The organism is Methylobacterium sp. C33D, assembly GCF_053345825.1.
The window spans coordinates 1-23,264 of the sequence record NZ_JBKFAV010000056.1 but is presented as its reverse complement, the minus strand read 5'-3'; the positions used below and the strand labels follow the sequence as shown (position 1 = coordinate 23,264).

Genomic DNA, 23,264 nt, shown 5'->3' with positions numbered 1-23,264 from the left:
GCGGCGTTGCGAAGAAGGGCCGGTCCATGTCCGCGCTTGTCACGTTCATCGGCTGCGGCCTCGTCCTGGCGGGCTTCGCGGCCGAGAAATTCGCCGAACATCGCTGGATCGCGGCGAGCCGACCCGCGCCGCTCGACACGCTCGCGGTCCTGGCCCTGGCGCTGCCGGCCGTCGGGCTCACGCTGATGGCGGCGCTCGCGGTGTGAGCCTGCCGTGCCCGGGTCTCACCCCGCGTCGCCGCAGAACAGGACGCCGACCGTCCGCTCCTTGCGCCAGATCAGCTGAACGGCGTAGCGCGTCTCGGCGCTCGCCAGGACGAGATCGAACACGTCCTCCAGAAGCACCGCCTGGGAGCCGAGGAACTCCAGCATCGCGCCGCGATCGGAGATGTTCTTGACCTGGCAGGGATAGCGCGCGCCGTCCCGATGCTGCGCGAAGGCCAGCAGGGCGGTGGGCCTCCGCTCGGTCGCCCGGCGTTCCACGAAGGCGGCGGAGGGGCTGGCGTTGCGGGACACGGCCGAGGTTCCTGCCCAGGTCGGCCGGTATGGCGCGATATCAGTAAAAATGCGCCGGATTTGCTAACATGTTATTGATGAGCGCCGCCCATGCGAGAGGATAGTAAGTCGCGCTCGGTCTATCGGTCCGATCTCAGGTAATCAACGCCGGTCTTCTCTCGGCGGCCCCTCGCCGGCCTTGATGAACCGGCCGATCAGGAGGCCGAGGGGAATCGACACCAGGAACCATGTGCGCAGGAATCGCAGGGCGTTCATCGGCTCGCTCCGACGGCGTGGCGGGTGTCGCGTCGGCGGTTCGCCCCGGGGCCCGCGTCGCCGATGCGATCCTGCAACCTATCTGGTCCCGCGGACGGCCTCTGCCAGTGTGTTCTCGGCCGAGGCGCGCCGAGACGATATCCGGAGACGATCATGCGCATCCGCCCCGGCACGGCCCTGCTGCTCGGCCTCGCGATCGGTGTTCCGACGGTCGCGGCCGGCGAGGCGCCCGGACAGCCACCGCGCGCCGTGCCGGCGACGGATCCGGCATCCGCGCAGCAGCCGTGGCCGCCGAATTTCTCCCGCAGCGTGCAGGGGACCGGGGTGCCGGGCCTCGATGGCGGCCACGTCTTCCTCTGGAACCGGCCGCAGGGCTTCGATCCGGTCTCGACGCTGCGGGTCGACCGGCACGTGCCGGAGGGGTCGGGTGAGGCTACCCACACCTACAAGGCGCTCTGGGCACTCGGATCCACCGGCCCGCACAACGCCGGCTACGAGTGGACGATCACGGGCGAGCTCCACAATCGCGCGCTCGCCAGCACCGGTGCGCAGAACGTCGCTGTCAACGGCACGATCTTCAAGGAGCCCAACGGGCTGGGACCGGTCGGACCCTCCTGGGCCGGGAACTTCAACTGTGTCGACATGACCGACGAGGCCGATCCGGTCGCCTCCTGCATCGGCGCCGAGATCGACGTCTCCGCACAGTCGCCGACCACCGACCGCAACCGGCAGAGGGTCGGTCTGCAGATCTCCACCGGCGGGGTGCCGGGCGCCCATACCGGCTACGGGATCCTCATGGGCAACCTCACCGGCTCCGTCACCGACCGGGCGATCTCGTTCCAGGGGGAGGGGACCTACGGCATCGGCATCGACGCCGCCGCGGCGCGCTTCACCGGCGTCCCGATGCTGCTCGCGGCGGGGCAGGCGATCGGGCTCGACGGCGACCGCGGGGGCGGCTTCTCCCGCAGCCTCGGCTTCGACGGGCGCGATCTGGTCTACGGCACGGCGGCCGGGCCGGTCGTGCGGGTGAGCGACGGCGGGCAGATCGAGGCCGCCTCCCTCCGTGAGAGCCTGCCGCGGCCGCCCGCGAGCAGCCGCGCGCCCTGCACCCCCGGCGACCACGCCTGGGACGAGGCCTACGAGTACCGCTGCGTCGCGCCCGACCGCTGGAAGCGCGCGGCGCTCAGCGACTGGTGAGCGTCGTCGCCCATCTTCAGCGGTCGAGGATGCGCACCACCGCGCGGGTGTCGGGATCGACGACCACGATCTTGTCGCCGGGCGCCACGAAGTAGCCGAAGCGGCGCAGGCGCGGGTTCGGAGCGTCCGTGAAGGGCGCGAGCCGCACGTCGGGCGGCACGATGCTGCCGGGCCGGAGCGGGATCGATCCGACGATCGGTCCGGGGCCCACCGGCCGGCGCACGATGTAGTCGCGCACCACGACGTCGTCGTCGGGGCCGAACGCGTCGGGGGTCACGATCACCGCCTGCGCGAGGGCGGAGCCGGTGAACAGCGCGGCAAACCCGAGGGCTGCGGCGAGGCTGGCGCGGGTCGACATGGCGGACTCCCGTGGGGCCCGGGCGTCAATCGCCGGGCCGCCGGAAACATCAGGGTCGGCGCTTGGGTTCCCGGACGTACCGGTCAGCGCCCGATCTGCCCGGCCTCCGCGAGGGCGACCGGCGACCACCGGGTGAGCTGGACGTACCCGTCGAGGGCCGCCACGACGACGTGGCGGCGGTGGCGGTGCACCACCGCTCCGGGCGTGTGCGCGTGGCGCTCTTGCCATCCCTGCGCCTCCGCCACGAAGACCCGGGCATCCCCGAGCCGCGCGATCGTCTCGACCGTGCCGAAGGCCCGCACCCGGCGCAGGACCGTCTCGACGTCCTGCCGGAAGTCGAGCGTCCGGTCGGCATCGGTGGCGCGCGGCCAGTAGGAGCCGTCGCCCTGCGGCTCGGAGCGCCGCCAGCGGTTCGGCAGGTCGCGGCCGAGGGGCCCGGCCGCGAGGCGGCGCGCCGCCATCTGGCACTTGGCGAGGAGCGTCTCGTGGGTCTCTCGGGGGCTCAGGGCGAAGATCTCCTGGGCCAGGATGTCGCCGGTGTCGAACCCCTCGGCGAGCACGTGGGCGGTCACGCCCCAGGTCTCGTAGCGGTCGAGGACGGCACGGAACAGCGGGTAGGGGCCGCGGCCCGTCGGGAGCGGGGAGGGGTGGAAGTTGAGGCCGTAGGCGGCGCGGCCCTTCCAGCCCTTGATGAGCCAGGGGTAGCCCGCGACCACCAGCGCCCAGTCCCGACCGTGCTCGGCCTGCAGCGCCTCGATGTCCCGCTCGCGGATCCGCGAGAGCTGGATCGGCAGCCGGAGGGACCGGGCGCGGGCCACGACGACCTCGTTGTGGTCGTAGACCCCGTCGCAGGGCCGGGTGAACAGCTTCACCGGCGTCCAGCCGGCGTCGAGCAGTCCCTCGAAGACTCCCCCGAGGAAGTCGATGCCGGCGAACGCGAACTTCATGCTTGCCGCCTGCGACCTTGTGCACGTGGAGGGCGCGGGTCCGCTGCCTGACCGGCGGCGTCCCCGGTCTTACCTTGATTGGGCCGACGACGGTGGCAAGGGGGAACAGCGTGGTTCGGGTGATCATCGACGGCGGCCGCGCCGCCCTCCACGGCGCGGGCTGAGGCGTGGCCGGGAGACGCCGCGGTAGCGCCGCACCGTCCGGAACGCTGCGGTTCGTCCTGGGCGATCAGCTGACCCGCCGGGTGTCGAGCCTCGTCGACCTCGATGCCGAGCGCGACGTCGTCCTGATCGTCGAGGTCCGGGACGAGGCGACCTATGTCCGTCATCACAAGCAGAAGATCGCCTTCCTGTTCGCGGCCATGCGCCACTTCGCGGCCGAGCTGGAGGCGGAGGGTGTCACGGTCGACTATGTGCGCCTGACCGACGCGGACAACTCTGGCAGCTTCACCGGCGAGCTTGAGCGGGCCGTCGCGCGCAACCGGCCGGAGCGGGTCGTGGTCACCGAGCCGGGCGAATGGCGCGTCTGGGAGATGATGCAGGACTGGCGCGAGACCCTGGCGGTTTCGGTCGAGATCCGCGCCGACAACCGCTTCCTGTGCCCGCGGGAGGAGTTCGCCCAGTGGGCGGAGGGCCGGCATCACCTGCGGATGGAGACCTTCTACCGGGGCATGCGGCGCCGGACCGGCCTCCTGATGGACGACGGCGAGCCGGCGGGCGGCCGCTGGAACTACGATCCCGAGAACCGCAAGCGCCTGCCCAGGGGGCATCGCCCGCCGGACCGGATCGGCTTCCAGCCCGACGCCGTCACGCGCGAGGCCATCGCCCTCGTGGACGCGGAATTCGGCGACCATTTCGGCGATCTGACCGGTTTCTCCTGGCCGGTGACCCGGGCCGACGCGCTCGCGGCGCTCCGACACTTCCTGGCCGAAGCCCTGCCGACCTTCGGCGATTACCAGGACGCGATGAAGACCGGCGCGCCGTTCCTGTACCACGCGCTCCTGTCACCCGCCCTCAACGCCGGTCTGCTCACCGCCGAGGAGGTGTGCTGGGCCGCCGAGCGCGCCTACCGCGACGGCGCGGCGCCGCTCCACTGCGTCGAGGGCTTCATCCGGCAGATCCTCGGTTGGCGGGAATACGTGCGCGGCCTGTACTGGGCGCGGATGCCGGCCTACCGGGACAGCAACGCCCTAGGCGCGGGCCGCGACCTGCCGTGGTTCTACTGGTCGGGCGAGACGTCGCTGAACTGCGTGGCGCAGGTCGTCGCGGAGACGCGTGCCCACGCCTACGCCCACCACATCCAGCGCCTGATGGTGACCGGCAACTTCGCTCTCATCGCCGGCCTCGACCCGGCGCAAGTGGAGGAATGGTACCTGATCGTGTTCGCGGACGCCTATGAGTGGGTCGAACTGCCCAACGTCCACGGCATGGTGCTGTGGGCCGACGGCGGAGTCATGGGCTCGAAGCCCTACGCGGCCTCGGGTGCCTATATCGACCGGATGTCCGACTACTGCGCGTCCTGCGCGTACGACGTGAAGGTCAAGGCTGGCCCGGAGGCCTGCCCGTTCAATTATCTCTACTGGAACTTCCTCATCGAGAACGAGGACCGGCTGGCCGGCAATCAGCGGATGGCGATGCCGTACCGGACGCTGCGCGGCCTGGGCGACAAGCGCCGTGCCGAGATCCGCCGCGACGCGACGGCGTTCCTCGATTCCCTCGAGGCCAGGCCCGGCGCCGATCAGAGTGGCGACCAGACCGACAGCGTCAGGTAGGGGTGGGCGCGGCTCCGGCCGCTCTCGGACTGCAGGCCCACGGACGCGCGGAAGCTGTACCCCCCGAGGCTGAAGCCGGTCCCGTGCAGGCCCAGGCTCCACTTCGCGTAGCCGGTCCCGTCCGTGTAGAGCGCGGCCTCGGGGCCCAGATAAGTCTCCCACAGCCGGTAGCCCCAGGCGAGGCGCGTCCACAGGCTGTCGCGCGCCGACCCCGCGATGGCACTCGCCTGCAGGAGCGTCGCCTCGGTCGGGCGTGCCCAGACCTCGCCGTGGAGCCGGAGGCCGAAGCGCGTCGGCAGGGCATCGAACTGCGGCCCCGCGAGCAGCATCTCCCGCGCGATCTCGGGCCCGGCGAAGGCCGCGACCGCGCCCCAGTCGAAGAACCACTGGTATCCCGCGAGGGCTGCGGCGGCGACGGTGTAGCGCGTGCGGGGACCGTCCGGAGCGCACTCAACGCGCCGTCCGCCGCCGCCGCTCGCCAGCGCGGCGAACCCGTCCTGCGCGAGGGACGTCAGTCCGGCTTTCGCGCCGACGGTGAAGAACGCGTCGCCGCCCGCGTCGCCGCCCGCGTCGAGGCTGCCGAACAGCAGCGCGTCGATCTCGCCGGCGCCGACCGGGTTCGGAGAACCGGCCAGTCCCGAGAGCAGCGTCGCGAGCACGGGCGCGCGTCCGGCGATCGTCGGGGCGGGGCGCGGGCTCGCCATAGTTGATCCTCCGGATTCGGAGAAAAGCGGTAAGATAAAATTCACCGCGCTGCACCGGGAGTCGCGTTGCTGTCCCCGGTTTTATCCTGTCCGATCGCGATCGGGCGACGATCGACTTGAGCAATGCTGTCAGGTGGCGCGCGAAGCGTCGCGCGATGCTTCCCGGATCTTCGCGGGGCGTCGGCGGCCCGAGCGCCCGGCGCTCGCCATCGCGCTGTCGCGAATCTGCCGTGCTTGGCGTGCCAGATGTTCTCGGCTAGAGCCCCCGCGGGAAAGCGAAGGTTGGCAGATCCTTGACCTCCGGTGCACGAACGTCGGACGTCCTCACTGTGCTGGCGAGCCAGGAAGGCGAGCGCCTCACCGTGGGCGACATCGTCGCGGTCCTGCGGGACCGTGCCTTCGCGCTGCTCGTGGTCCTGCTCGGGCTGCCGAACTGCCTGCCCATGCCGCCACCGATCCCGCTGATCTGCGGCCTGCTCCTGCTCCTCGTGGCGATTCAGATCGCCGCCGGGATGTCGGCGCCGTGGCTGCCGCGGATGCTCCTCGGTCGCTCGATCGCTCTGACGGATGTCCGGCGCGCCGTCACCCGCGCGGTGCCGATCCTGCGCCGCCTGGAACGCTGGTCGCGGCCCCGCGTCAGCGTATTCGAGACCGCGCTCGGCATGCGCGGCATGGGGATCGTCCTGCTCGCCCTGGCGCTGGCGCTGATCGTGGCCGCGCCCATCGTCGGGCAGATCCCGCTGGGTCTCGCCGTCTGCCTGGTCGGGCTCGGTCTGGTCGAGCGCGACGGTCTGGTCGTGCTGGGCGGCCTCGTGATCGGGATGTTCGGCGTCGCCATCAACGCCGGCTTCGCCTACGCGGTCATCGCCGGAATCATCGGCCTGCTGAACCTCTGAGGACGTCTCAGAGGCGGTAGCGGATCTGGTCGGTCCAGAAGCGCTCCAGGCGAGTGAGGGCCTGGTTCAGGCGGTTGAAATCCTCCTCCGAGATCCCGCCGATCGGCGTGATCGTCCGGGCATGCTTGTCGTAGAGCCCCTGGATGATCTCGTGGACTTGGCGGCCCTTGTCGGTCAGGCTGATCCGGACGGAGCGCCGGTCCGTCTTGGAGCGGGCGTGGTGGAGGTAACCGGCCTCGACCAGCTTCTTCACGTTGTACGAGACGTTGGAGCCCAGATAGTAGCCCTTGGTCCGCAGCTCACTCGCGGTCAGCTCCTTGTCGCCGATGTTGTACAGGAGCAGCGCCTGGACGCTGTTGACGTCCTCGCGGCCGCGGCGCTCGAACTCGTCCTTGATGACGTCGAGGAGCCGGCGGTGCAGTCGCTCCACGAGGTGCAGGGCCTCGAGATAGGAGCCCTTGGCCGACGCGGCCTCCTCGGGGGCCTCGATCTGCGCGACACGGGCGTTCTGGGTCTTCATCTCTGCCTCGCCATCCGATGATCCGGCACCCGTTCGATGCGGCGCCGTTGATGATGGCTAAGCTAGGGCTCGGGAATGAAAGGCGATTTAAGCGACAGGATGAATTCGCGATTTACTCTTCGCGGTAAAGACAAACTGAATGAAGATAAGAACGGTTCGTTCACCGTGCTTCCTGCGCGGCCAGCCAGGACAGCAGGAAGTACAGCGTGACGACACACCCCCCGAATACGAGCAGCGGCACCGATAACGGCAAGAGTTGCGGTGTCAGGACCGCGAGTGTCATCGCCGACGTGACGGCGAGCAACCAGATCACGCCGCCCCAGGCGCTCGTCAGCCACAAGCCGATCGCCGCCGCCGCGTCGATCACCGCGAAGTAGACGATCGCGGATTGCCGGCCGAAGGGCTCGGCCTCGAAGGGGCGGACGCCCGGCAGGACGTCGAGGATCGTCGCCCAGGCGAAGACGCTCTTCAGCAGCCAGATGAGCGCCGTGAGCCGCATGAACCAGATCAGCACCGTGTCCCACGTGCCGGGCGCCGGTCCCTGGGCGCGCTCGATGCGGTCGCTGGGAATGCCGCCCGGCCTCGGCGCCTTGCGCCGGATCGGAAGGTAGCCGGGCACTATCGAGGGCTCGCGGGGCGGAGGAGCCGGTTGATGCGGCGGTTCATGCGGGGGAGGCCGGGATCCAGATCGATCGGACGGGGGTCGCCAGGTTGAAGCGGTTCCGCCGTCCTGCGTCAACGGTCGGGTTTCGTTGCGCCGGCCCGGTGTGGTAGTCGAGCGCCTCCGGCGCACGGGCGCCGCGCGATCCGCGGCGTGGTCCGCGCGAACGGTAGCGAAGCCGCATGTCAGACACCCTGCCAGAGCCGCGCCCTCTCGCCGTGGAGGCCGCCCGCGAGGGCGCCCGCGTGGAGGGTCTCAAGATCACCCAGCGCCCGCGCAGGAACCGGAAGGCCGACTGGTCGCGCCGCCTCGTCCGCGAGCACACCCTGACGGTCGACGACCTGATCTGGCCGATGTTCGTGATCGAGGGCGAGGGTCGCCGCGAGCCGATCGCCTCGATGCCGGGCGTCGAGCGCCTGTCGGTCGACCAGATCGTCCGCGACGCGGAGCGCGCCGCCAAGCTCGGCATCCCGGCAGTGTCGTTCTTCCCCTACACGGAGGTGTCGCTGCGCGACCCGACCGGCTCGGAGGCGCTGAACGCCAACAACCTCGTCTGCCGGGCGGTCCGCGCCGTGAAGCGGGCCGTGCCCGAGATCGGGATCATGACCGACGTGGCCCTCGATCCCTACACGAGCCACGGCCACGACGGTCTGATGAAGGACGGCGCGATCCTCAACGACGAGACCGTCGCGGTCCTCGTCGAGCAGAGCCTGATCCAGGCCGAGGCCGGGACCGACATCATCGCCCCGTCCGACATGATGGACGGGCGCGTCGGCGCGATCCGCGCCGGCCTCGACAAGGCCGGCTTCCTCGACGTGCAGATCATGGCCTACGCGGCGAAGTACGCGAGCGCCTTCTACGGGCCGTTCCGCGACGCGATCGGCACCAAAGCGGCTTTGGTGGGCGACAAGCGCACCTACCAGATGGATCCCGGCAACTCGGCCGAGGCGCTGCGCGAGGTGAGGCTCGACCTCGACGAGGGCGCGGATTCGGTGATGGTGAAGCCGGGCCTGCCCTATCTCGACATCATCCGCCGGGTCCGGGACGAGTTCCAGGTTCCGACCTTCGCCTACCAGGTGTCGGGCGAGTACGCGATGATCGAGGCGGCCGCCCGCAACGGCTGGCTCGACGGCGACCGCGCGATGGTCGAGGCGCTCCTCGCCTTCAAGAGGGCCGGCGCGGACGGCGTCCTCACCTACCACGCGCCGCGGGTCGCGGAGCGCCTGCGCAGCCATCCGTGAAGCGCGGGCACCGCTGGCTCCTCGGGGCCGCGGTCGTTTTCGGCTTCCTCGGGGGGCTCGTGGCCTGCCAGGACACGCTGCACCGGGATCGCGTCGCCACCTGCCGCCGCGCGCTCCCGGCGGTCGCGCCGCAGGACGGGATCCGGCTCCTGCGCGCGGCGACGGGGCCGTCGGCGAATTCGGTGCGCGTCGACTACACCGACGGGAACCGGCAGCACTGGCTCACCTGCCGCTTCGATGCCGGCACGACCCTCGTCGCCCTCGCGACCGAGGCCAGCACCCTGTCGGGCCCCTCGCTGTACATGCTCAAGCGCTTCTACCTCGACACGCCGGACGCCGCGGCCGGAGACCCGGCCGGGCGCTGAAAGGTGGCCGCGGCCGCGTCTCGTCGCGGATCCCCTTGCGGCCTCCGCGAGGCGCACCCACCTTGACGTTCGCAGCCTCGCTTGCAGGACGCGAAACCATGCAGAACCCTCAACCCGGATACGCGCAGCGCTTCGAAGCGCCCGGCTACGCCACCGCGTTGCCGATCCCGTTCGTGCGGGCGAGCCTGGGTGGCCGGACGGTCGCCTATCTCCTCGACATCCTGTTCATCTTCGGCTTCACGGCCCTGCTGACCCTCGCGATCACCGTCATCGGGGTGGTCACCTTCGGCCTCGGCTGGACGCTGTTCGCGGTCCTGCCGGCGAGCGGCATCATCTACAGCGCGATCACGGTGGGCGGGCCGAAGCAGAGCACGATCGGCCAGCGGATGATGGGGCTGCGGACCGTCGCGCCCGAGAGCGGCGCGCGGGTCGACGTCATCACGGCGGCCGTCCACGCGCTGCTGTTCTACGTGGCGATCTCGACTTTCCTGCTCTGGTGCGTCGACATCGCGTTCGGCCTCATGCGCTCCGATCGCCGCCTCGGCCACGACCTGCTTCTGGGCCTGGCCGTCGTTCACGCGCGCTGAGCCGGGATTCCGCTGATGAAAATCTGACGGTGCGACCGGCCGGGCCATTGAGCCCCGGCCGGTCGCCTGTACACTGGCACGCCGGCGCCGAGAGGATCCACCCGGCGCAGGGTCTGTGAGAAGCGTGACCAGCCATCCGCGCGACACACCGCAATTCTACCTCACCGCCCCCTCGCCGTGCCCCTATCTGCCGGGACAGGAGGAGCGGAAGGTCTTCACCCATCTGGTCGGACGGCGCGCCCGCGACCTGAACGAGATCCTGACGCAGGGCGGCTTCCGCCGCTCGCAGACGATCGCGTACCGGCCGGCCTGCGAGACCTGCCGGGCCTGTATCTCGGTGCGCGTCGTGGTCGACGAGTTCGAGCCGAGCGCCAGCCAGAGGCGCATCCTCGCGCGCAGCGCCGACTGGGTCGGCACGCCGGAGCCCAACCGGCCGGCCTCCGAGCAGTATGCCCTGTTCCGCCGCTACCTCGACGCCCGGCACGGCGACGGCGGCATGGTCGACATGACCGTGCTCGACTACGCCATGATGGTCGAGGACAGCCACGTCGACACCCACCTCGTGTCGTACCGGCGGCACGGGCCGGACACGGCGATCACCGGCCGCGGCTCCGGGCCGCCGCTCGCCTTCTGCCTGACGGACGTGCTCTCCGACGGTCTGTCGATGGTCTACTCGTTCTACGACCCCGCCGAGGCCGCGCGCTCGCCCGGGACCTTCATGATCCTCGACCATATCCGCCGCGCGCGCCGGCTCGGGCTCCCGTATCTGTATCTCGGCTACTGGGTCGAGGGCTCGCGCAAGATGGACTACAAGTCCCGCTTCCGCCCGCAGGAGCGCCTGATGGGCCAGGGCTGGGTACGGATCGACTGAGCCCGGAGCCGGCGCGCGGTCCACACCGCTTGCCGCGCCGGCATGCCCGATGCGCATTGAGCGGCCGGCCCGGCGCATGCTACCGGCCACCCACGCAATCCGGACCGTGCCGAGGCCCCCATGATCCCCCGCTACAGCCGCCCCGCGATGACGGCGATCTGGTCGCCCGAGAGCCGCTTCCGGATCTGGTTCGAGATCGAGGCCCACGCCACCACGGCACTCGCCGAGATCGGCGTCGTCCCGAAGGCGGCGGCGGAGACGATCTGGACCAAGGGCAAGGACGCGGTCTTCGACGTCGCCCGCATCGACGCGATCGAGGCGGTGACGAAGCACGACGTCATCGCCTTCCTGACACACCTCGCCGAGATCGTCGGCCCCGAGGCGCGCTTCGTCCACCAGGGCATGACGTCCTCGGACGTGCTCGACACCTGCCTCAACGTGCAGTTGGTGCGCGCCGCCGACATCCTGATCGCCGACGTCGACTCGCTGCTGGCCGCCCTCAAGGCGCGGGCCTTCGAGCACAAGATGACGCCGACCATCGGCCGGTCGCACGGCATCCACGCCGAGCCGGTGACCTTCGGTCTGAAGCTCGCCCAGGCCTACGCCGAGTTCGAGCGCAACCGCCGCCGCCTCGTCGCGGCGCGCGCGGAGGTCGCGACCTGCGCGATCTCAGGCGCGGTCGGCACGTTCGCCAACATCGATCCGCGTGTGGAGCAGTACGTCGCCGAGAAGATGGGGCTCGCCGCCGAGCCGGTCTCGACCCAGGTGATCCCGCGCGACCGGCACGCGATGTTCTTCGCGACCCTCGGCGTCGTCGCCTCGTCGCTGGAGCGGCTGGCGATCGAGATCCGGCACCTACAGCGCACCGAGGTCCTCGAGGCGGAGGAGTTCTTCTCCGAGGGGCAGAAGGGCTCCTCGGCGATGCCGCACAAGCGGAACCCGGTCCTCACCGAGAACATCACGGGCCTCGCCCGGATGGTGCGCGGCTACGTCACCCCGGCGCTGGAGAACGTCGCCCTCTGGCACGAGCGCGACATCTCCCACTCGTCGGTCGAGCGCATGATCGGGCCCGACGCCACCGTCACACTCGACTTCGCCCTCGCGCGGATGACCGGCGTGATGGAGAAGCTGCTGGTCTACCCGGCCAACATGCAGAAGAACCTCGACCGACTCGGCGGCCTGATCCACTCGCAGCGCGTGCTGCTGGCGCTGACCCAGGCCGGGGTCTCCCGCGAGGATTCCTACCGGCTGGTCCAGCGCAACGCGATGCCGGTCTGGCGCGGCGAGGGCGATTTCCTGGCGCTGCTCAAGGCGGATCCGGAGGTCGCCGCGGCGCTCCCGGCCGAGCAGATCGAGGCCTGCTTCGATCTCGGCTACCACTTCAAGCACGTGGACACGATCTTCGGGCGGGTCTTCGGCGACCGCTGAGACCCCGCACGATTCCTGCTTCGACCCGCCCTCGCGGGCCCGCGTTCCCGGGCCCGCGACGAACACAGGACAGCTCCCCGTGACCGCTCCCCGCATCGTCTACCTCAACGGCCAGTTCCTCCCCTACGAGGAGGCGCGCGTGCCGATCATGGACCGCGGCTTCCTGTTCGCCGACGGCATCTACGAGGTCTCGGCGATCCTCGACGGCAAGCTCGTCGACAACGCCGCGCACCTCGCGCGGCTCGACCGCTCGCTCGGCGAGATCGGCATCCGCAACCCGCACGACGCGGCGGGCTGGGAGCGCCTGCAGACCGAACTCGTGGCGCGCAACGGCGTCGCCGAGGGGCTCGTCTACATGCAGGTCACCCGCGGCGTGGCCGAGCGCGACTTCGCCTTCCCGAAGGCCGGCACCGAGCCCACCGTGGTGATGTTCACGCAGGCCAAGACCGTCCTCGCCAACCCGCTCGCCGAGAGCGGCGCCCGGGTGATCACCGTCGAGGACCTGCGCTGGAAGCGGCGGGACATCAAGTCGGTGGCCCTGCTGGCGCAGGTGCTCGCCAAGCAGCAGGCGGCCGAGGCCGGCGTCGCCGAGGCGTGGATGGTCGAGGACGGCGCGGTCACCGAGGGCTCCTCCTCGACCGCGTTCATCATCGGCCGCGACCGCGTGCTGGTGACCCGGCCGCTCTCCACGGCGCTGCTGCCGGGCATCACCCGCGCCTCGGTGCTGCGCCTCGCCCAGGAGGCCGACCTGCGGATCGAGGAGCGGCTGATCTCGGTCGACGAGGTCTACGCGGCTCAGGAGGCCTTCTACACCAGCGCCTCCGCCTTCGTGATGCCGGTCGTCGAGATCGACGGGCGCGCGATCGGCGAGGGGCGGCCGGGCGCGCTGACCCGGCGCCTGCGCGAGCTCTACATCGAGGCCGCCCGCCAGGGTTGAGGCCGCCGGATCCCGTCCACGGGACGGGCCGTCGGGCGCGCCGGAGGACAGGAACGGATCCCGCCTCCGACTGTTCCTCCCCGAATTCGTATCTCGAACCCGGGGAGGCCCCTGTGCCGAACAAGACCCTGCTCGCCGCCCTCGCGACGACCCTGGCGGCCGCCCTCGCGGCGGCGCCCGCCCGCGCCCAGACGACCAGCCCGGCGCCGCCCGAGCGCGTGCGCCCCAACGCGGACGCGCCGCCGCGGGACCAGTCCCTCAGCGACAAGCTCCAGAAGAACGACGGCGTGATCAAGCCGCCGGATTCCGGCACGACCGGCACCGTCGTGAAGCCCGACCAGACCGGATCCATGCCGGTGATCAAGCCCCATGAGCTGCCCGGTCGTGATCCCGGCACCGAGGCCAAGTAAGGCGGTCACGTCGGGGACCGGCGGGCCGCCATGCGGCCCGATCATGCGGCCCCTTGCTTGATTTCGCTGCCCGGATCGCGGAAACGGCTCACGACGTGCGCCGCCTGCACCCGTGGGCGGCGCCGTCCCGGTTTCCGTCGCGGGTAAGCAGGCAGGCATGGCCAACGTCGTCGTTGTGGGCGCCCAGTGGGGCGACGAGGGCAAGGGCAAGATCGTCGACTGGCTCTCCGAGCAGGCCGACATCGTGGTCCGTTTCCAGGGCGGCCATAACGCCGGCCACACGCTCGTCATCGACGGCGTGACCTACAAGCTGGCGCTGCTGCCGTCGGGCGTCGTCCGCGGCGGCAAGCTCTCGGTGATCGGCAACGGTGTCGTCGTCGATCCCTGGCACCTGATCGACGAGATCGAGCGGATCAAGGCGCAGGGCGTGGACGTCTCGCCGTCCTCCCTGCGGATCGCCGACAACGCGACGCTCATCCTGCCGCTCCACCGCGAGCTGGACCATTTCCGCGAGACGGCCAATGCCGGCCTGAAGATCGGCACGACCAAGCGCGGCATCGGGCCGGCCTACGAGGACAAGGTCGGGCGCCGCGCGATCCGGGTCGTCGACCTCGCCGATCCCGACGCGCTGCCGGCCAAGATCGAGCGCGTGCTCACCCACCACAACGCCCTGCGGCGCGGCCTCGGGATCGACGAGGTGAATGCCGAGGCGCTGCTGGCCGAGCTCAAGGCGATCGCGCCGAAGATCCTGCCCTTCGCCGATACCGTCTGGTCGCTGCTCGACGAGGAGCGCCGGGCCGGCAAGCGCATCCTGTTCGAGGGCGCGCAGGGCGCACTGCTCGATGTCGATCACGGCACCTATCCGTTCGTGACCTCCTCCAACATCGTGGCCGCGCAGGCGGCGACGGGCTCTGGCCTCGGCCCGGGGGCGATCGGCTACGTTCTGGGTATCGCCAAGGCGTACACGACCCGCGTCGGCGAGGGTCCGTTCCCCACCGAGCTGTTCGACGAGATCGGCGAGACCATCGGCAGCCGCGGGCGCGAGTTCGGCGTCAACACCGGGCGCAAGCGCCGCTGCGGCTGGTTCGACGCCGTGCTGGTGCGCCAGACGGTCCGGACCTCCGGCATCCACGGCATCGCGCTGACCAAGCTCGACATCCTCGACGGCTTCGAGGAGATCCGCGTCTGCACCGGCTACCTGCTGGACGGCCAGCCGATCGACCATCTGCCCGCGAGCCAAGCCGCGCAGGCCCGGATCGAGCCGGTCTACGAGGTGATTCCGGGCTGGTCGGAAACGACCGCCGGCGCGCGCTCCTGGGCGGATCTGCCCGCGCAGGCGATCAAGTACGTCCGCCGGATCGAGGAGCTGATCGGAGCACCGGTGGCGCTGCTGTCCACCTCGCCCGAGCGCGACGACACGATCCTGATGCACAACCCGTTCGAGGATTGACGCATCGCGCGCTATCCCGTTGACGACGCGTGTTTTCGGCGGCCCTGCCTGTATCCAGTCCGCGCGGGCTTGATCTAGAACGGGCTGGCGGCCGGGCGGTCCGTCTCGCGATCGGCCCGCCGCCTCGAAGGCGACCGGCGCGCGGGCCCTGATCCGCGCGGCGGGATACGACAAACCGGCCGACGGCCGCGACCGGACCTGTCGGGCGGGCGCGGACCTCGGTCCCCGGCCTCCGACCGGTGTTGCCGGACGGCGGCCGAAGGGGCGGACCAGAGTATCATGGCCGATTACTACCCGCTTCTGGCCCGCGCGCTCGACGCGCTGCCGGACCGAACGCCCGCCCTGCGCAAGGCGGTCTACGACCGCGCGCGCAACGCCCTGATCAGCCAGTTGCGCTCCCTCGACCCGCCGTTGTCGGAGGACGACATCGATCTCGAACGCCGGGCGCTCGACGCCGCGATCGAGCGGCTCGAAGTGGATCACGGCGGCCTGCCGGCCCCCGCCAACGATGCCGCGCAGGCGCCCGAGAAGCCCGCCCCGGCCTCGATACCGGTCCCACCACCGGTCCCGGCTCCGGCCGTTCCGGAACCCGCCGTGCCCGAGCCGATCGCGCCGGCGGCCACCGAGCGCGAGATCCCCGAACCGTCTCCCCCGGAGCCGGGGACCGGACCGAAGCTGGCGCCGATCCTCCCGCCCGCCAAGCCCCCCTTCGCGGTCGCGCCCCGCCAGGACGATCGTCGTGCCGAGGACGGTCCGCGCGAGGCGCCGATCCCGTTCGCGCCGCCGCGGACGGGCACGCAACCGCCGCCCGCGCCCGATCCGGCGCCGCCGGTCGCCGAGGCCTCCGCCGCGGAGGAGCCGGCCGTCGAAGATGCGGATGCCGAGTCCACCGAGTCCGCCGGCGGGCGTCAGCGTCCGCGGATCGAGGTCGTCCCGCCGCGCACCGGTCGGTCCCGCGTGCTGCGCAACGTCTTCGTGGGCGGTGTCCTGGCAGTGGTGATCGGCCTGATCGCCGTCGCGGCCTTCCTGCTGCGCGACCGGCCGCAGAACCTGCCGTCGAGCGGCACGGAGGCCGCGGACACGCAGCAGCCGGAGGGTGAGACCAAGTTCGGCGACCGGGTCGGCGGCGACGCCGCGCCGGCGCCGAAGGCGCCGACGCGCGTCGAGAACGGTGCGCCGCAGCGGAATGCGGCCGCCGCGCCCGCGCCCGCCGATGCGGGCGTCGCCGTCGCGCAGAGGGCGGAGCTGGTCGAGGAGGCGACGGGTGCCGAGGGTGGACAGCCGACAGTGACCCCGGGACGGGTGACGTGGCGGCTCGAGACCGTGAACGGGGATCAGGGGCAGCCCGTACAGAACGCCGTGGTCGCGACCGTGACGATCCCGGATGCCGGCCTGACGCTGGTGATGACCATCCAGCGCAACCTCGACGCGACCCTCCCGGCCTCGCACACGGTGAGCTTGGCGTTCAGCCAGAGCGGCAGCAGCGGCGCGTCCCGCACCGTCCAGGATGTCGGGTTGCTCCAGGCCAAGGACGAGCAGAGCGCGCGCGGCTCGCCGGTCTCGGGGTTGCCGGTCCGGGTCCGCGACAACCTGTTCCTGATCGGCCTGTCGTCGCTGCAGAACGACGTGGAGCGCAACACCGACCTGCTCCTGCACCGGAACTGGTTCGACATCGCGCTGCGCTACACGTCCGGCCGCCGGGCGGTGCTGACCTTCGAGAAGGGCGCCGCGGGCGCTCAGGTGATGCAGAACGCCTTCGACACCTGGCAATGATCGCTTGGCAATGATCGCTCGGCGGCAGCCGCCGCCGAGCTTTGACCCGGTCGGAGGGACCCGCCGCGTCGCGCGCGCCGGGAAGCGGGTCAGCGGGCCTCGATGCCGGTCCGGGGGTGTTCGCGGGTGGCGATGTTCCGCTTGACCGCTTCCTGGACCTTCTCGAAGGCGCGGACCTCGATCTGGCGGACACGCTCGCGGGAGACGCCGAACTCGCCGGAGAGATCCTCCAGGGTGATCGGGTCCTCGGCGAGGCGCCGGGCCTCGAAGATGCGGCGCTCGCGCGGGTTGAGCACGCCGAGGGCGTCCTTGAGCGCCGACAGTCGGTTCTGGCCCTCCTGCTCGCGCGCCAGCACGGTCTCCTGGCTCGGGCTGTTGTCCACCAGCCAGTCCTGCCACTCGCCCTCGCCCTCCTCGCGCAGCGGCGCGTTGAGCGACGTGTCGCCGGACAGGCGCCGGTTCATGTCGATCACGTCCTGCTCGGGCACGCCGAGGCGGGTGGCGATCTGCTTCACCTGATCGGGCTTGAGATCGCCCTCGTCGAGGGCCGAGATCTTGCCCTTCGCTTTGCGCAGGTTGAAGAACAGCTTCTTCTGGTTCGCGGTCGTGCCCATCTTCACGAGCGACCACGAGCGCAGGATGTATTCCTGGATCGCCGCCTTGATCCACCACATCGCGTAGGTGGCCAGACGGAAGCCCTTGTCGGGATCGAAGCGCTTCACCGCCTGCATCAGGCCGACATTGCCCTCCGACACGACCTCGCCGATCGGCAGGCCGTAGCCGCGGTAGCCCATCGCGATCTTCGCCACGAGCCGGAGGTGCGACGTGACGAGGCGGTGCGCGGCTTCGCGGTCGCCGGCGTCCCGCCAGGCTTTCGCCAGCGTGAACTCCTCGGACGGCTCCAGCATCGGGAATTTGCGAATCTCGTCGAGGTAGCGCGAGAGGCCACCTTCGTTGGCGAGCACGGGCAGCGTACCGGCCATGGCATTCTCCTGGACTAAGGTCCCCCTGTCGGGCGGACGCGACGGACAACAGTGCCGTCCACTCGGGCCGCTCTTGAGCCGACCCTGCCGGCCCCCCATCTCGTACGGGACGCCGGGGAGCCGGTCGCGGTCGATGACACCCACGTCGTCAACAACGCGCCACCGGCGAATTTGGTCGTACCATGTCACGATGTGACGCGGTACGGGGTGATCTTTCGCACGCCGCGGAGCGGCGGTTACACGCGCGGCGCCCCGTCGCCCTCCGCTCTCAGGGTCCGCACCAGGTTGTCCAAGTCGGGCGGCAGCGGGCTCTCGAACCGCAGCGTCGCGCCGGTGCGCGGGTGGCTGAAGCCGAGCAGTTCCGCGTGGAGGGCCTGGCGCCCGAGCGCCGCGAGGGCGGCGCGGCTCTCCGGCGACAGGCGAGCCGCCTTCGTCCGGAAGGCGCCGCCGTAGACGGCGTCCCCGAGCAGGGGATGTCCGCGATGGGCGAGATGCACGCGGATCTGGTGCGTGCGGCCCGTCTCCAGCCGGCAGCGGACGAGGGCGGCTTCCCGGTACGCCTCGGCCACGGCGTAGTGGGTCACCGCGTGGCGCCCGCTCGCGTCCGAGACGACGGCGATCTTCTCCCGATGGAAGCGCGACCGCGCGAGGCTGGCCTCGATCGTCCCGGCCCGCGGCTGGGGCAGGCCCCAGACCACCGCGGCGTAGGCGCGTTCCAGAGGACCGGACCGGCCGTGATCGGCGAACTGGGCGGTGAGGCCCTGGTGGGCCGCGTCGTTCTTGGCGACGACGATCAGGCCGCTCGTGTCCTTGTCGAGGCGATGGACGATGCCGGGCCGGCGCACGCCGCCGATCCCGGACAGGCTGGCCCCGCAATGGGCGATCAGGGCGTTGACCAGTGTCCCGCTCTCGTGGCCCGGGGCGGGGTGAACGACGAGGCCGGCCGGCTTGTCGATGACGATCAGGTCGTCGTCCTCGTGGACGATCGGCAGATCCGCGGCCTCGGCCACCGGCTCTGCCGGGGCGGCTGGCGGTACCGTCAGCACGACGCGCGCGCCGGCGGCGACCTTGCTGGCCGGGTCGAGGGCAGGGCGGCCGTCCCGCTGAACCTGGCCGGTGCGGATCAGGTCCTGCAGCCGGGCCCGGGACAGATCCGGGAACAGCGCGACCAGTGCGCGATCGAGCCGCACGCCTCCCTCGGCCACGATACCGGCCCGCTCGTCCTGCGCGTTGTCCACCACGACCCCTGTTTTCTCCCGATCTGACCCGCCGCGGCGGATTTCCTGACGAAGACACTTGCTCCGCCGCCGGGTGGTGGCTATAGCAGCCCCGCGCCGCCGGAAAGCTCCCATCGTCTAGCGGTCTAGGACGTCGCCCTCTCACGGCGAAAACAGGGGTTCGATTCCCCTTGGGAGCGCCAGCGCGCTGGCTTTCATCACAGGTCTCGCCGCCTCATCATCGAGGGCCGCACTTCCGGGCCATGCCGGATGGGCCGAGGCGGCGGTCCTCGCCCGCCAGGCCCGTGCGTCCGCGTGCGGCAGCCTCTAAGTCTGCGCGATCGATCGACGGAGCGCGCGAGTTTCTCCCTGCTGGGTCGGTGAACGTTCGTCGGGCCGATGCCGCTCGAGCGGCGTGATCCGGGCGCGGATACCGGCTTGGCTTCGAGCCGAGGAGGCGCTTCCGGCCGTCGACGGCCGCGTCTGCGCTCTGCGATACGGGATCTGCGTCCCGCCCTACCAGAACCATATCACGCGGCCGGAGACCGCGTGGATCACGAACCAGAGCCCGACGGCCAGAACGATCGACGCCACGACGGCGGCCAGATGAGGCTTCTTGCGGGTGCGGCTGGTGCGGAGGGGCGCGATCTGATCCATGAGCGAGAGGGACGGCATCTCCTGCCGAACGCGTACCCGGGGCCTGCCTGCCCGAAGAGCCCGCGGCCCCGTGGATGCGGTCGGTGACAACGCCGCCTTAGCACCAAGATCCGCCTCGGCTGTCCCCATCAAAAGATGCGTTGGTGTCGTTCGGAACGCCGGATGCGCGCGCGACGTCCGCTCATCGACCTTCGCCGCCGATGGGTTCTGGCCTGTGGTCAGCGTGAATATCGGGGATGACGCCGGTTCGCCCGGATCCAGGTTGTTGCGCGGCGCAACCCATTAATGCGGCGCGGCTTTCCAGCGGGCATGATGGCAGGATGCCTCAGCCCGTGAGCTCGCGATGCACTTCAAGATCCACGCCACCGGACAGCATCTCTGGACCTGGGTGCTGCTCGACGAGACCGAGATGACGGTCGCCGAGTCCGACCGGTCGTTCCCTTCTCGGACGCAGGCTTCCGCGGCCGCTCTGGCTTTCGCGAAACTGGTGGCGCGCGCCAGCCGCTCGCTCAATGGTGGCGCGTCGAGCGGCCTCCTCTAGGCGATCGCGTTCGTCGCGGATCTTCCGCAGGTCCTCGCCCGGCTTCGCGCCGCCGATCAGCGCCAGCGCTCCTTCATGCAGGCCAGCACGTAGACGCTCCGGAGGCAGCCTTCGCGATCCGACTGGGAGCGCGCGTTGCTCATGCAGGCATCCATGCCCAGGCTCAGCAACTGGCGGTCCACGTCTGTCGTGCGGGCGCAGGAGAAGATCGGCTGAAAGCCCTCGAACCGGCTGACCTGCCAGAAAATCGCGATGAAGGCGGCCAGGCAGAAACCGCAGACCAGCAACCGGCTGTCGTAGAACCAGTGCCTGCGCCTCTGATCGGTGACGCCGTGCTCGCTCATCTTGCCACCAGCGAATCGCGCGATGTCGCACCGAGCGAGTCTCGACCTTGATCCCGGGCGGGGGCGCTGACATGCCGAGCGCACCCTCCCGGGGGACAGGAGACCATAGCGCTGCCACCGTGTCGACGCGGGCCGATCGCGCGGTGACGGCTCTCGTACCGGTGAACCGGTTGGATCGACCGCGACTCCGCACCTGTCAGCCCGATGCCGACGGGCCACGTCCTGAGCGGCAGGTCGAAGTCCGCATTCCGCTCATCGGACGTGACGGCAGTATCGTCGTCCGATGAGAACCGGATGCGCGCCGATCTATGGCATGACGAGGCGCCCGAGCATCGATCGTTGGACGGTTATAGTCGGCAACAGACCAGTCTTCGGCTTGAGCCACTGATGCTCATACTATCCGGCTCGCTTCGAGCTTCTGGAATACGGCGCTTACGTGGAGCCGGATCGGGCGCCCCGTTAATTGTGAATGCGAAATATCTTCCGGGTACGTATTCCGACGCGATCAACAATTCGTGGTGTCGATGTGTTTCTGTTGGCGCTTGCGCGATAGGGTATTGCTGTATACGCCACACGGAAGAGCCGACGCGTGATCGAGGGCTGGGGGGATGCCGCTGGTTGTCATCTTGGCTGCCTTGTGCAGCGGACTGGCTGTGCTTGCGTTCGGCTGGCAAGCGTTGGGTTTCTATACGCTATTTCTGGCGTCCTGCGTCGCGAGCGCGGTCGCCGTCCTCGTAGGCGGCGGGCTCGCGCTCCTGAAGGCCGGGACGTCCAGACCGTTCCAGGATCCCGCGAAGATGTTCGACATCGCCGGGCTCGCGAGCGGCCGTCGCCGCGACCTTCGCCTCGTGCCGCGGCGCCTCTACTTCGATATCGAGCACGGTCGCGAGATCATCAAGGATGAGATCGGCATCGAGGCGACCAGCCTCGATCAGGCGCTGGACGACGCCCGGAGCGTGATCCGGGACATGGTCCAGGAACTCGCCGACGAGGGCTACGCGGACGATTGGGTGCTGGTCGTGCGCGATACCAGGGGGATTTCGATCGCGCGCCTGCCGATCGAACGGACGCCCGCGCAGGCGCAGGCCGACCGCCGCTCCGCCTGATCGACGGATCGTCGGGCCGCGTCCCGGTCCCCGCACCGTCCGGACGGCCTTCGCCGAGCCCCGGTCACCCATCGGCGACGCTCGGAGCAGCACCTCGCGCCTGCCGGCCGGTCCGCCCGGATCAGCGCTCGCCCAGTTCGTTCAGCAGCCGGTCACGGGCCCGACTGACCCGGCTCTTCACCGTTCCAGCGGGGCACCCGATCACGGAGGCGGCGGCTTCGTAGGGGAGGCCGTCGACGGCGACGAGGATCAGCGCCTCGCGATAGGCCGGTTCGAGCCGGTCGATCGCCGCCTGCACCTCCTTGAGGCCCATGCTGTGTTCCTGGGCGGCCGGCTCGGAGCGCGCGGTGGCGTGCACGCCGTCCGGATCCGGGACCTCGAGACGGCGCTTGCGCCGCCCGTTGATGAAGCCGTTGCGCAGGATCGTGAACAGCCACGCGGCGAGGCTGGTGCCGGGCTGGAAGCGCTGCCGATGCTCCCAGGCCTTGAGCAGGGTGAACTGCACGAGGTCGTCGGCCTCGACGCCGTCGAACGTCAGCGACAGGGCGTAGCGGCGCAGGCGCGGCACCAGGGCAATCAGGTCATCCTTGAAGGCATAGGGAACCTGCCGTCCGCTCTCGGCGGCATCCAGGGCCGCTGACAGGCGGTCCAGCACGGCGGAGAGCCGGGAGCCGATCTCGATTGGTGCAACTTCTGAATAGTATTGGCGCAGCCGAAGACCGAGCTGCGCGTGGACATGCGAGATGACGGGATCGGACGCGCGGGTCCGGTCGCGCTCTTCGTCAGAGGGCTCCACGGTGAAGCTCTGGGCTCGATGAGTCGGAGACATCGGCGCGGCGCGCACGACCTCTCGCGGGAGGGACGGGGACTTATCTCTGGTTGATCTCGACGGCGTCAATGATGCGGGTATACCAGTGAAAAGGTTGGATCTGGTGGAACCGGCTTGCGCGCAACCCGTTTGTGCCCCGCTGCCGACAGGGCAGCGAGCGCGCGAAGGGGTTGCGGAAGCCGTGACGGCGGGCGTCGACAGGCACGAACTCCGGCAGATCATCGCCGGGTCGAGCGAGGGCGTGATCCTGGTCGAGCCCGACCAGACCATCGCGTACGCCGACGAGGCCGCGCTCGCCATGCACGGCGCCGGGTCCCTCGACGAGCTCGGCCCGACCATCGACGCCTACCGCGAGCGCTTCCACGACGTCGTGGTCGGGGTGCGCCGGGCCGACAGGCCCGACATGGACTTCATGCACTCGCTGCGCAGCCTCGTGGCCACTGACCGCGACGGCAACCCGAGCTGCCTGGCGCTGAGCCTCGAGGTCGTCTCCGACCAGTTCGAGGCCGAGGAGCATTTCGACCGGGCCCGGCGCGCCGTGCGCCGCGCGGCCAACGATGCGGCCGACGATGCGTCCGACTACGCCGGGGACGCCTACGCCCGCGGCGGCCACGACCTGCGCCGCGCCACGCGCGAGGTCAGCCACCAGGTCGCCGAGTTCCCGCTCGCCTCACTGCTGATCGCCGGCGCCGTCGGCTTC

At 70.5% G+C, this 23,264-nt stretch carries 26 protein-coding genes, 1 tRNA gene and 1 pseudogene; 17 read left to right on the top strand and 11 right to left on the bottom strand.

Annotation, left to right across the window (positions count from 1 at the left end; translation table 11 throughout):
• The first annotated feature begins 26 nt into the window (after positions 1 to 26).
• The gene (locus ACLBXO_RS29070) at positions 27 to 206 is read left to right on the top strand and encodes a hypothetical protein (protein WP_331313093.1); all 180 of its coding nucleotides are present in this window, start codon (positions 27 to 29) and stop codon (positions 204 to 206) included.
• Positions 207 to 224: 18 nt separating this feature from the next.
• Here the strand turns inward: ACLBXO_RS29070 and ACLBXO_RS29065 are convergent, their stop codons facing one another.
• The gene (locus tag ACLBXO_RS29065) at positions 225 to 515 is read right to left on the bottom strand and encodes a PilZ domain-containing protein (protein ID WP_331313094.1); all 291 of its coding nucleotides are present in this window, start codon (positions 513 to 515) and stop codon (positions 225 to 227) included.
• Between the two features lie 408 nt (positions 516 to 923).
• Here ACLBXO_RS29065 and ACLBXO_RS29060 point away from each other — a divergent pair, with 408 nt between their 5' ends.
• A complete protein-coding gene (locus tag ACLBXO_RS29060) occupies positions 924 to 1,967 on the top strand; it encodes a hypothetical protein (RefSeq protein ID WP_447687582.1) in 1,044 nt (347 codons plus the stop codon).
• 16 nt (positions 1,968 to 1,983) lie between these two features.
• On the opposite strand, the gene ACLBXO_RS29055 is transcribed toward ACLBXO_RS29060, so the two are convergent.
• Both ACLBXO_RS29055 and ACLBXO_RS29050 read right to left on the bottom strand, forming a co-directional pair.
• Positions 1,984 to 2,325 (bottom strand): hypothetical protein, encoded by a 342-nt coding sequence (locus ACLBXO_RS29055; protein WP_331313096.1) that lies wholly within the window; start codon positions 2,323 to 2,325, stop codon positions 1,984 to 1,986.
• 83 nt (positions 2,326 to 2,408) lie between these two features.
• Positions 2,409 to 3,272, bottom strand: a complete 864-nt coding sequence (locus ACLBXO_RS29050; RefSeq protein ID WP_331313097.1) for a formyltransferase family protein — start codon at positions 3,270 to 3,272, stop codon at positions 2,409 to 2,411.
• 167 nt (positions 3,273 to 3,439) lie between these two features.
• Between ACLBXO_RS29050 and ACLBXO_RS29045 the strand changes: the two genes are divergently transcribed.
• Positions 3,440 to 5,044: a cryptochrome/photolyase family protein gene (locus ACLBXO_RS29045; protein WP_447687581.1), complete on the top strand. Its 1,605-nt coding sequence runs from the start codon at positions 3,440 to 3,442 to the stop codon at positions 5,042 to 5,044.
• Here ACLBXO_RS29045 and bcsS read toward each other — a convergent pair.
• A complete protein-coding gene (bcsS, locus tag ACLBXO_RS29040; protein ID WP_447687580.1) occupies positions 5,011 to 5,748 on the bottom strand; it encodes a cellulose biosynthesis protein BcsS in 738 nt (245 codons plus the stop codon). The two genes, ACLBXO_RS29045 and bcsS, sit on opposite strands and share 34 nt — an antisense overlap.
• A gap of 293 nt (positions 5,749 to 6,041) precedes the next feature.
• Here bcsS and ACLBXO_RS29035 point away from each other — a divergent pair, with 293 nt between their 5' ends.
• Positions 6,042 to 6,644, top strand: a complete 603-nt coding sequence (locus tag ACLBXO_RS29035) for an exopolysaccharide biosynthesis protein (protein ID WP_267965786.1) — start codon at positions 6,042 to 6,044, stop codon at positions 6,642 to 6,644.
• A 7-nt stretch (positions 6,645 to 6,651) separates the two neighbouring features.
• Here ACLBXO_RS29035 and ldtR read toward each other — a convergent pair whose 3' ends face one another.
• Together ldtR and ACLBXO_RS29025 are read right to left on the bottom strand one after the other, a co-directional pair.
• A complete protein-coding gene (gene ldtR, locus ACLBXO_RS29030; protein WP_024827984.1) occupies positions 6,652 to 7,164 on the bottom strand; it encodes a transcriptional regulator LdtR in 513 nt (170 codons plus the stop codon).
• Positions 7,165 to 7,324: 160 nt separating this feature from the next.
• A complete protein-coding gene (locus ACLBXO_RS29025; protein ID WP_419539300.1) occupies positions 7,325 to 7,783 on the bottom strand; it encodes a DUF6163 family protein in 459 nt (152 codons plus the stop codon).
• Between the two features lie 224 nt (positions 7,784 to 8,007).
• Between ACLBXO_RS29025 and hemB the strand changes: the two genes are divergently transcribed.
• The 9 genes from hemB (at position 8,008) to ACLBXO_RS28980 (ending at position 16,887) form a co-directional block, all read left to right on the top strand.
• Positions 8,008 to 9,066, top strand: coding sequence for a porphobilinogen synthase (gene hemB / locus ACLBXO_RS29020; RefSeq protein ID WP_331313101.1), 1,059 nt, complete (start codon positions 8,008 to 8,010; stop codon positions 9,064 to 9,066).
• On the top strand, positions 9,063 to 9,431 hold the full coding sequence (locus ACLBXO_RS29015; RefSeq protein WP_331313102.1) for a hypothetical protein: 369 nt from the start codon (positions 9,063 to 9,065) through the stop codon (positions 9,429 to 9,431). Before hemB ends, ACLBXO_RS29015 begins: the two co-directional genes overlap by 4 nt.
• Before the next feature lie 98 nt (positions 9,432 to 9,529).
• A complete protein-coding gene (locus ACLBXO_RS29010) occupies positions 9,530 to 10,018 on the top strand; it encodes an RDD family protein (protein WP_042672022.1) in 489 nt (162 codons plus the stop codon).
• A 124-nt stretch (positions 10,019 to 10,142) separates the two neighbouring features.
• The gene (locus ACLBXO_RS29005; protein WP_331313104.1) at positions 10,143 to 10,889 is read left to right on the top strand and encodes an arginyltransferase; all 747 of its coding nucleotides are present in this window, start codon (positions 10,143 to 10,145) and stop codon (positions 10,887 to 10,889) included.
• 120 nt (positions 10,890 to 11,009) lie between these two features.
• Positions 11,010 to 12,317, top strand: a complete 1,308-nt coding sequence (gene purB, locus ACLBXO_RS29000) for an adenylosuccinate lyase (protein ID WP_447687579.1) — start codon at positions 11,010 to 11,012, stop codon at positions 12,315 to 12,317.
• A gap of 79 nt (positions 12,318 to 12,396) precedes the next feature.
• Positions 12,397 to 13,254, top strand: coding sequence for a D-amino-acid transaminase (locus tag ACLBXO_RS28995; RefSeq protein ID WP_447687578.1), 858 nt, complete (start codon positions 12,397 to 12,399; stop codon positions 13,252 to 13,254).
• A gap of 113 nt (positions 13,255 to 13,367) precedes the next feature.
• A complete protein-coding gene (locus ACLBXO_RS28990; RefSeq protein WP_447687577.1) occupies positions 13,368 to 13,664 on the top strand; it encodes a hypothetical protein in 297 nt (98 codons plus the stop codon).
• A gap of 157 nt (positions 13,665 to 13,821) precedes the next feature.
• Positions 13,822 to 15,114, top strand: a complete 1,293-nt coding sequence (locus tag ACLBXO_RS28985; RefSeq protein WP_331313109.1) for an adenylosuccinate synthase — start codon at positions 13,822 to 13,824, stop codon at positions 15,112 to 15,114.
• Positions 15,115 to 15,393: 279 nt separating this feature from the next.
• On the top strand, positions 15,394 to 16,887 hold the full coding sequence (locus ACLBXO_RS28980; RefSeq protein WP_447687576.1) for a histidine kinase: 1,494 nt from the start codon (positions 15,394 to 15,396) through the stop codon (positions 16,885 to 16,887).
• A gap of 89 nt (positions 16,888 to 16,976) precedes the next feature.
• Here ACLBXO_RS28980 and rpoH read toward each other — a convergent pair whose 3' ends face one another.
• The gene (gene rpoH / locus ACLBXO_RS28975; protein ID WP_331313112.1) at positions 16,977 to 17,870 is read right to left on the bottom strand and encodes an RNA polymerase sigma factor RpoH; all 894 of its coding nucleotides are present in this window, start codon (positions 17,868 to 17,870) and stop codon (positions 16,977 to 16,979) included.
• Positions 17,871 to 18,106: 236 nt separating this feature from the next.
• Positions 18,107 to 19,111, bottom strand: a complete 1,005-nt coding sequence (locus ACLBXO_RS28970; protein ID WP_331313113.1) for an RluA family pseudouridine synthase — start codon at positions 19,109 to 19,111, stop codon at positions 18,107 to 18,109.
• 103 nt (positions 19,112 to 19,214) lie between these two features.
• Here ACLBXO_RS28970 and ACLBXO_RS28965 point away from each other — a divergent pair.
• Positions 19,215 to 19,290, top strand: a tRNA-Glu gene (locus ACLBXO_RS28965).
• Between the two features lie 313 nt (positions 19,291 to 19,603).
• Here ACLBXO_RS28965 and ACLBXO_RS28960 read toward each other — a convergent pair.
• Positions 19,604 to 19,762 carry a hypothetical protein gene (locus tag ACLBXO_RS28960; protein ID WP_331313114.1) on the bottom strand — a complete coding sequence of 53 codons (159 nt, stop codon included), beginning with the start codon at positions 19,760 to 19,762 and terminating at the stop codon, positions 19,604 to 19,606.
• Between the two features lie 325 nt (positions 19,763 to 20,087).
• On the opposite strand from ACLBXO_RS28960, the gene ACLBXO_RS28955 reads away from it, so the two are divergent.
• Positions 20,088 to 20,285 carry a hypothetical protein gene (locus ACLBXO_RS28955; protein ID WP_331313115.1) on the top strand — a complete coding sequence of 66 codons (198 nt, stop codon included), beginning with the start codon at positions 20,088 to 20,090 and terminating at the stop codon, positions 20,283 to 20,285.
• A 56-nt stretch (positions 20,286 to 20,341) separates the two neighbouring features.
• On the opposite strand, the gene ACLBXO_RS28950 is transcribed toward ACLBXO_RS28955, so the two are convergent.
• Positions 20,342 to 20,629, bottom strand: coding sequence for a hypothetical protein (locus ACLBXO_RS28950; RefSeq protein WP_331313117.1), 288 nt, complete (start codon positions 20,627 to 20,629; stop codon positions 20,342 to 20,344).
• 608 nt (positions 20,630 to 21,237) lie between these two features.
• Here ACLBXO_RS28950 and ACLBXO_RS28945 point away from each other — a divergent pair.
• On the top strand, positions 21,238 to 21,735 hold the full coding sequence (locus ACLBXO_RS28945) for a DUF6894 family protein (protein ID WP_331313118.1): 498 nt from the start codon (positions 21,238 to 21,240) through the stop codon (positions 21,733 to 21,735).
• Positions 21,736 to 21,856: 121 nt separating this feature from the next.
• Here the strand turns inward: ACLBXO_RS28945 and ACLBXO_RS28940 are convergent, their stop codons facing one another.
• A complete protein-coding gene (locus tag ACLBXO_RS28940) occupies positions 21,857 to 22,579 on the bottom strand; it encodes a sigma-70 family RNA polymerase sigma factor (RefSeq protein ID WP_447687575.1) in 723 nt (240 codons plus the stop codon).
• A 166-nt stretch (positions 22,580 to 22,745) separates the two neighbouring features.
• Here ACLBXO_RS28940 and ACLBXO_RS28935 point away from each other — a divergent pair.
• Positions 22,746 to 23,264 (top strand): annotated as a pseudogene (locus ACLBXO_RS28935) (hypothetical protein); the annotation flags it as partial.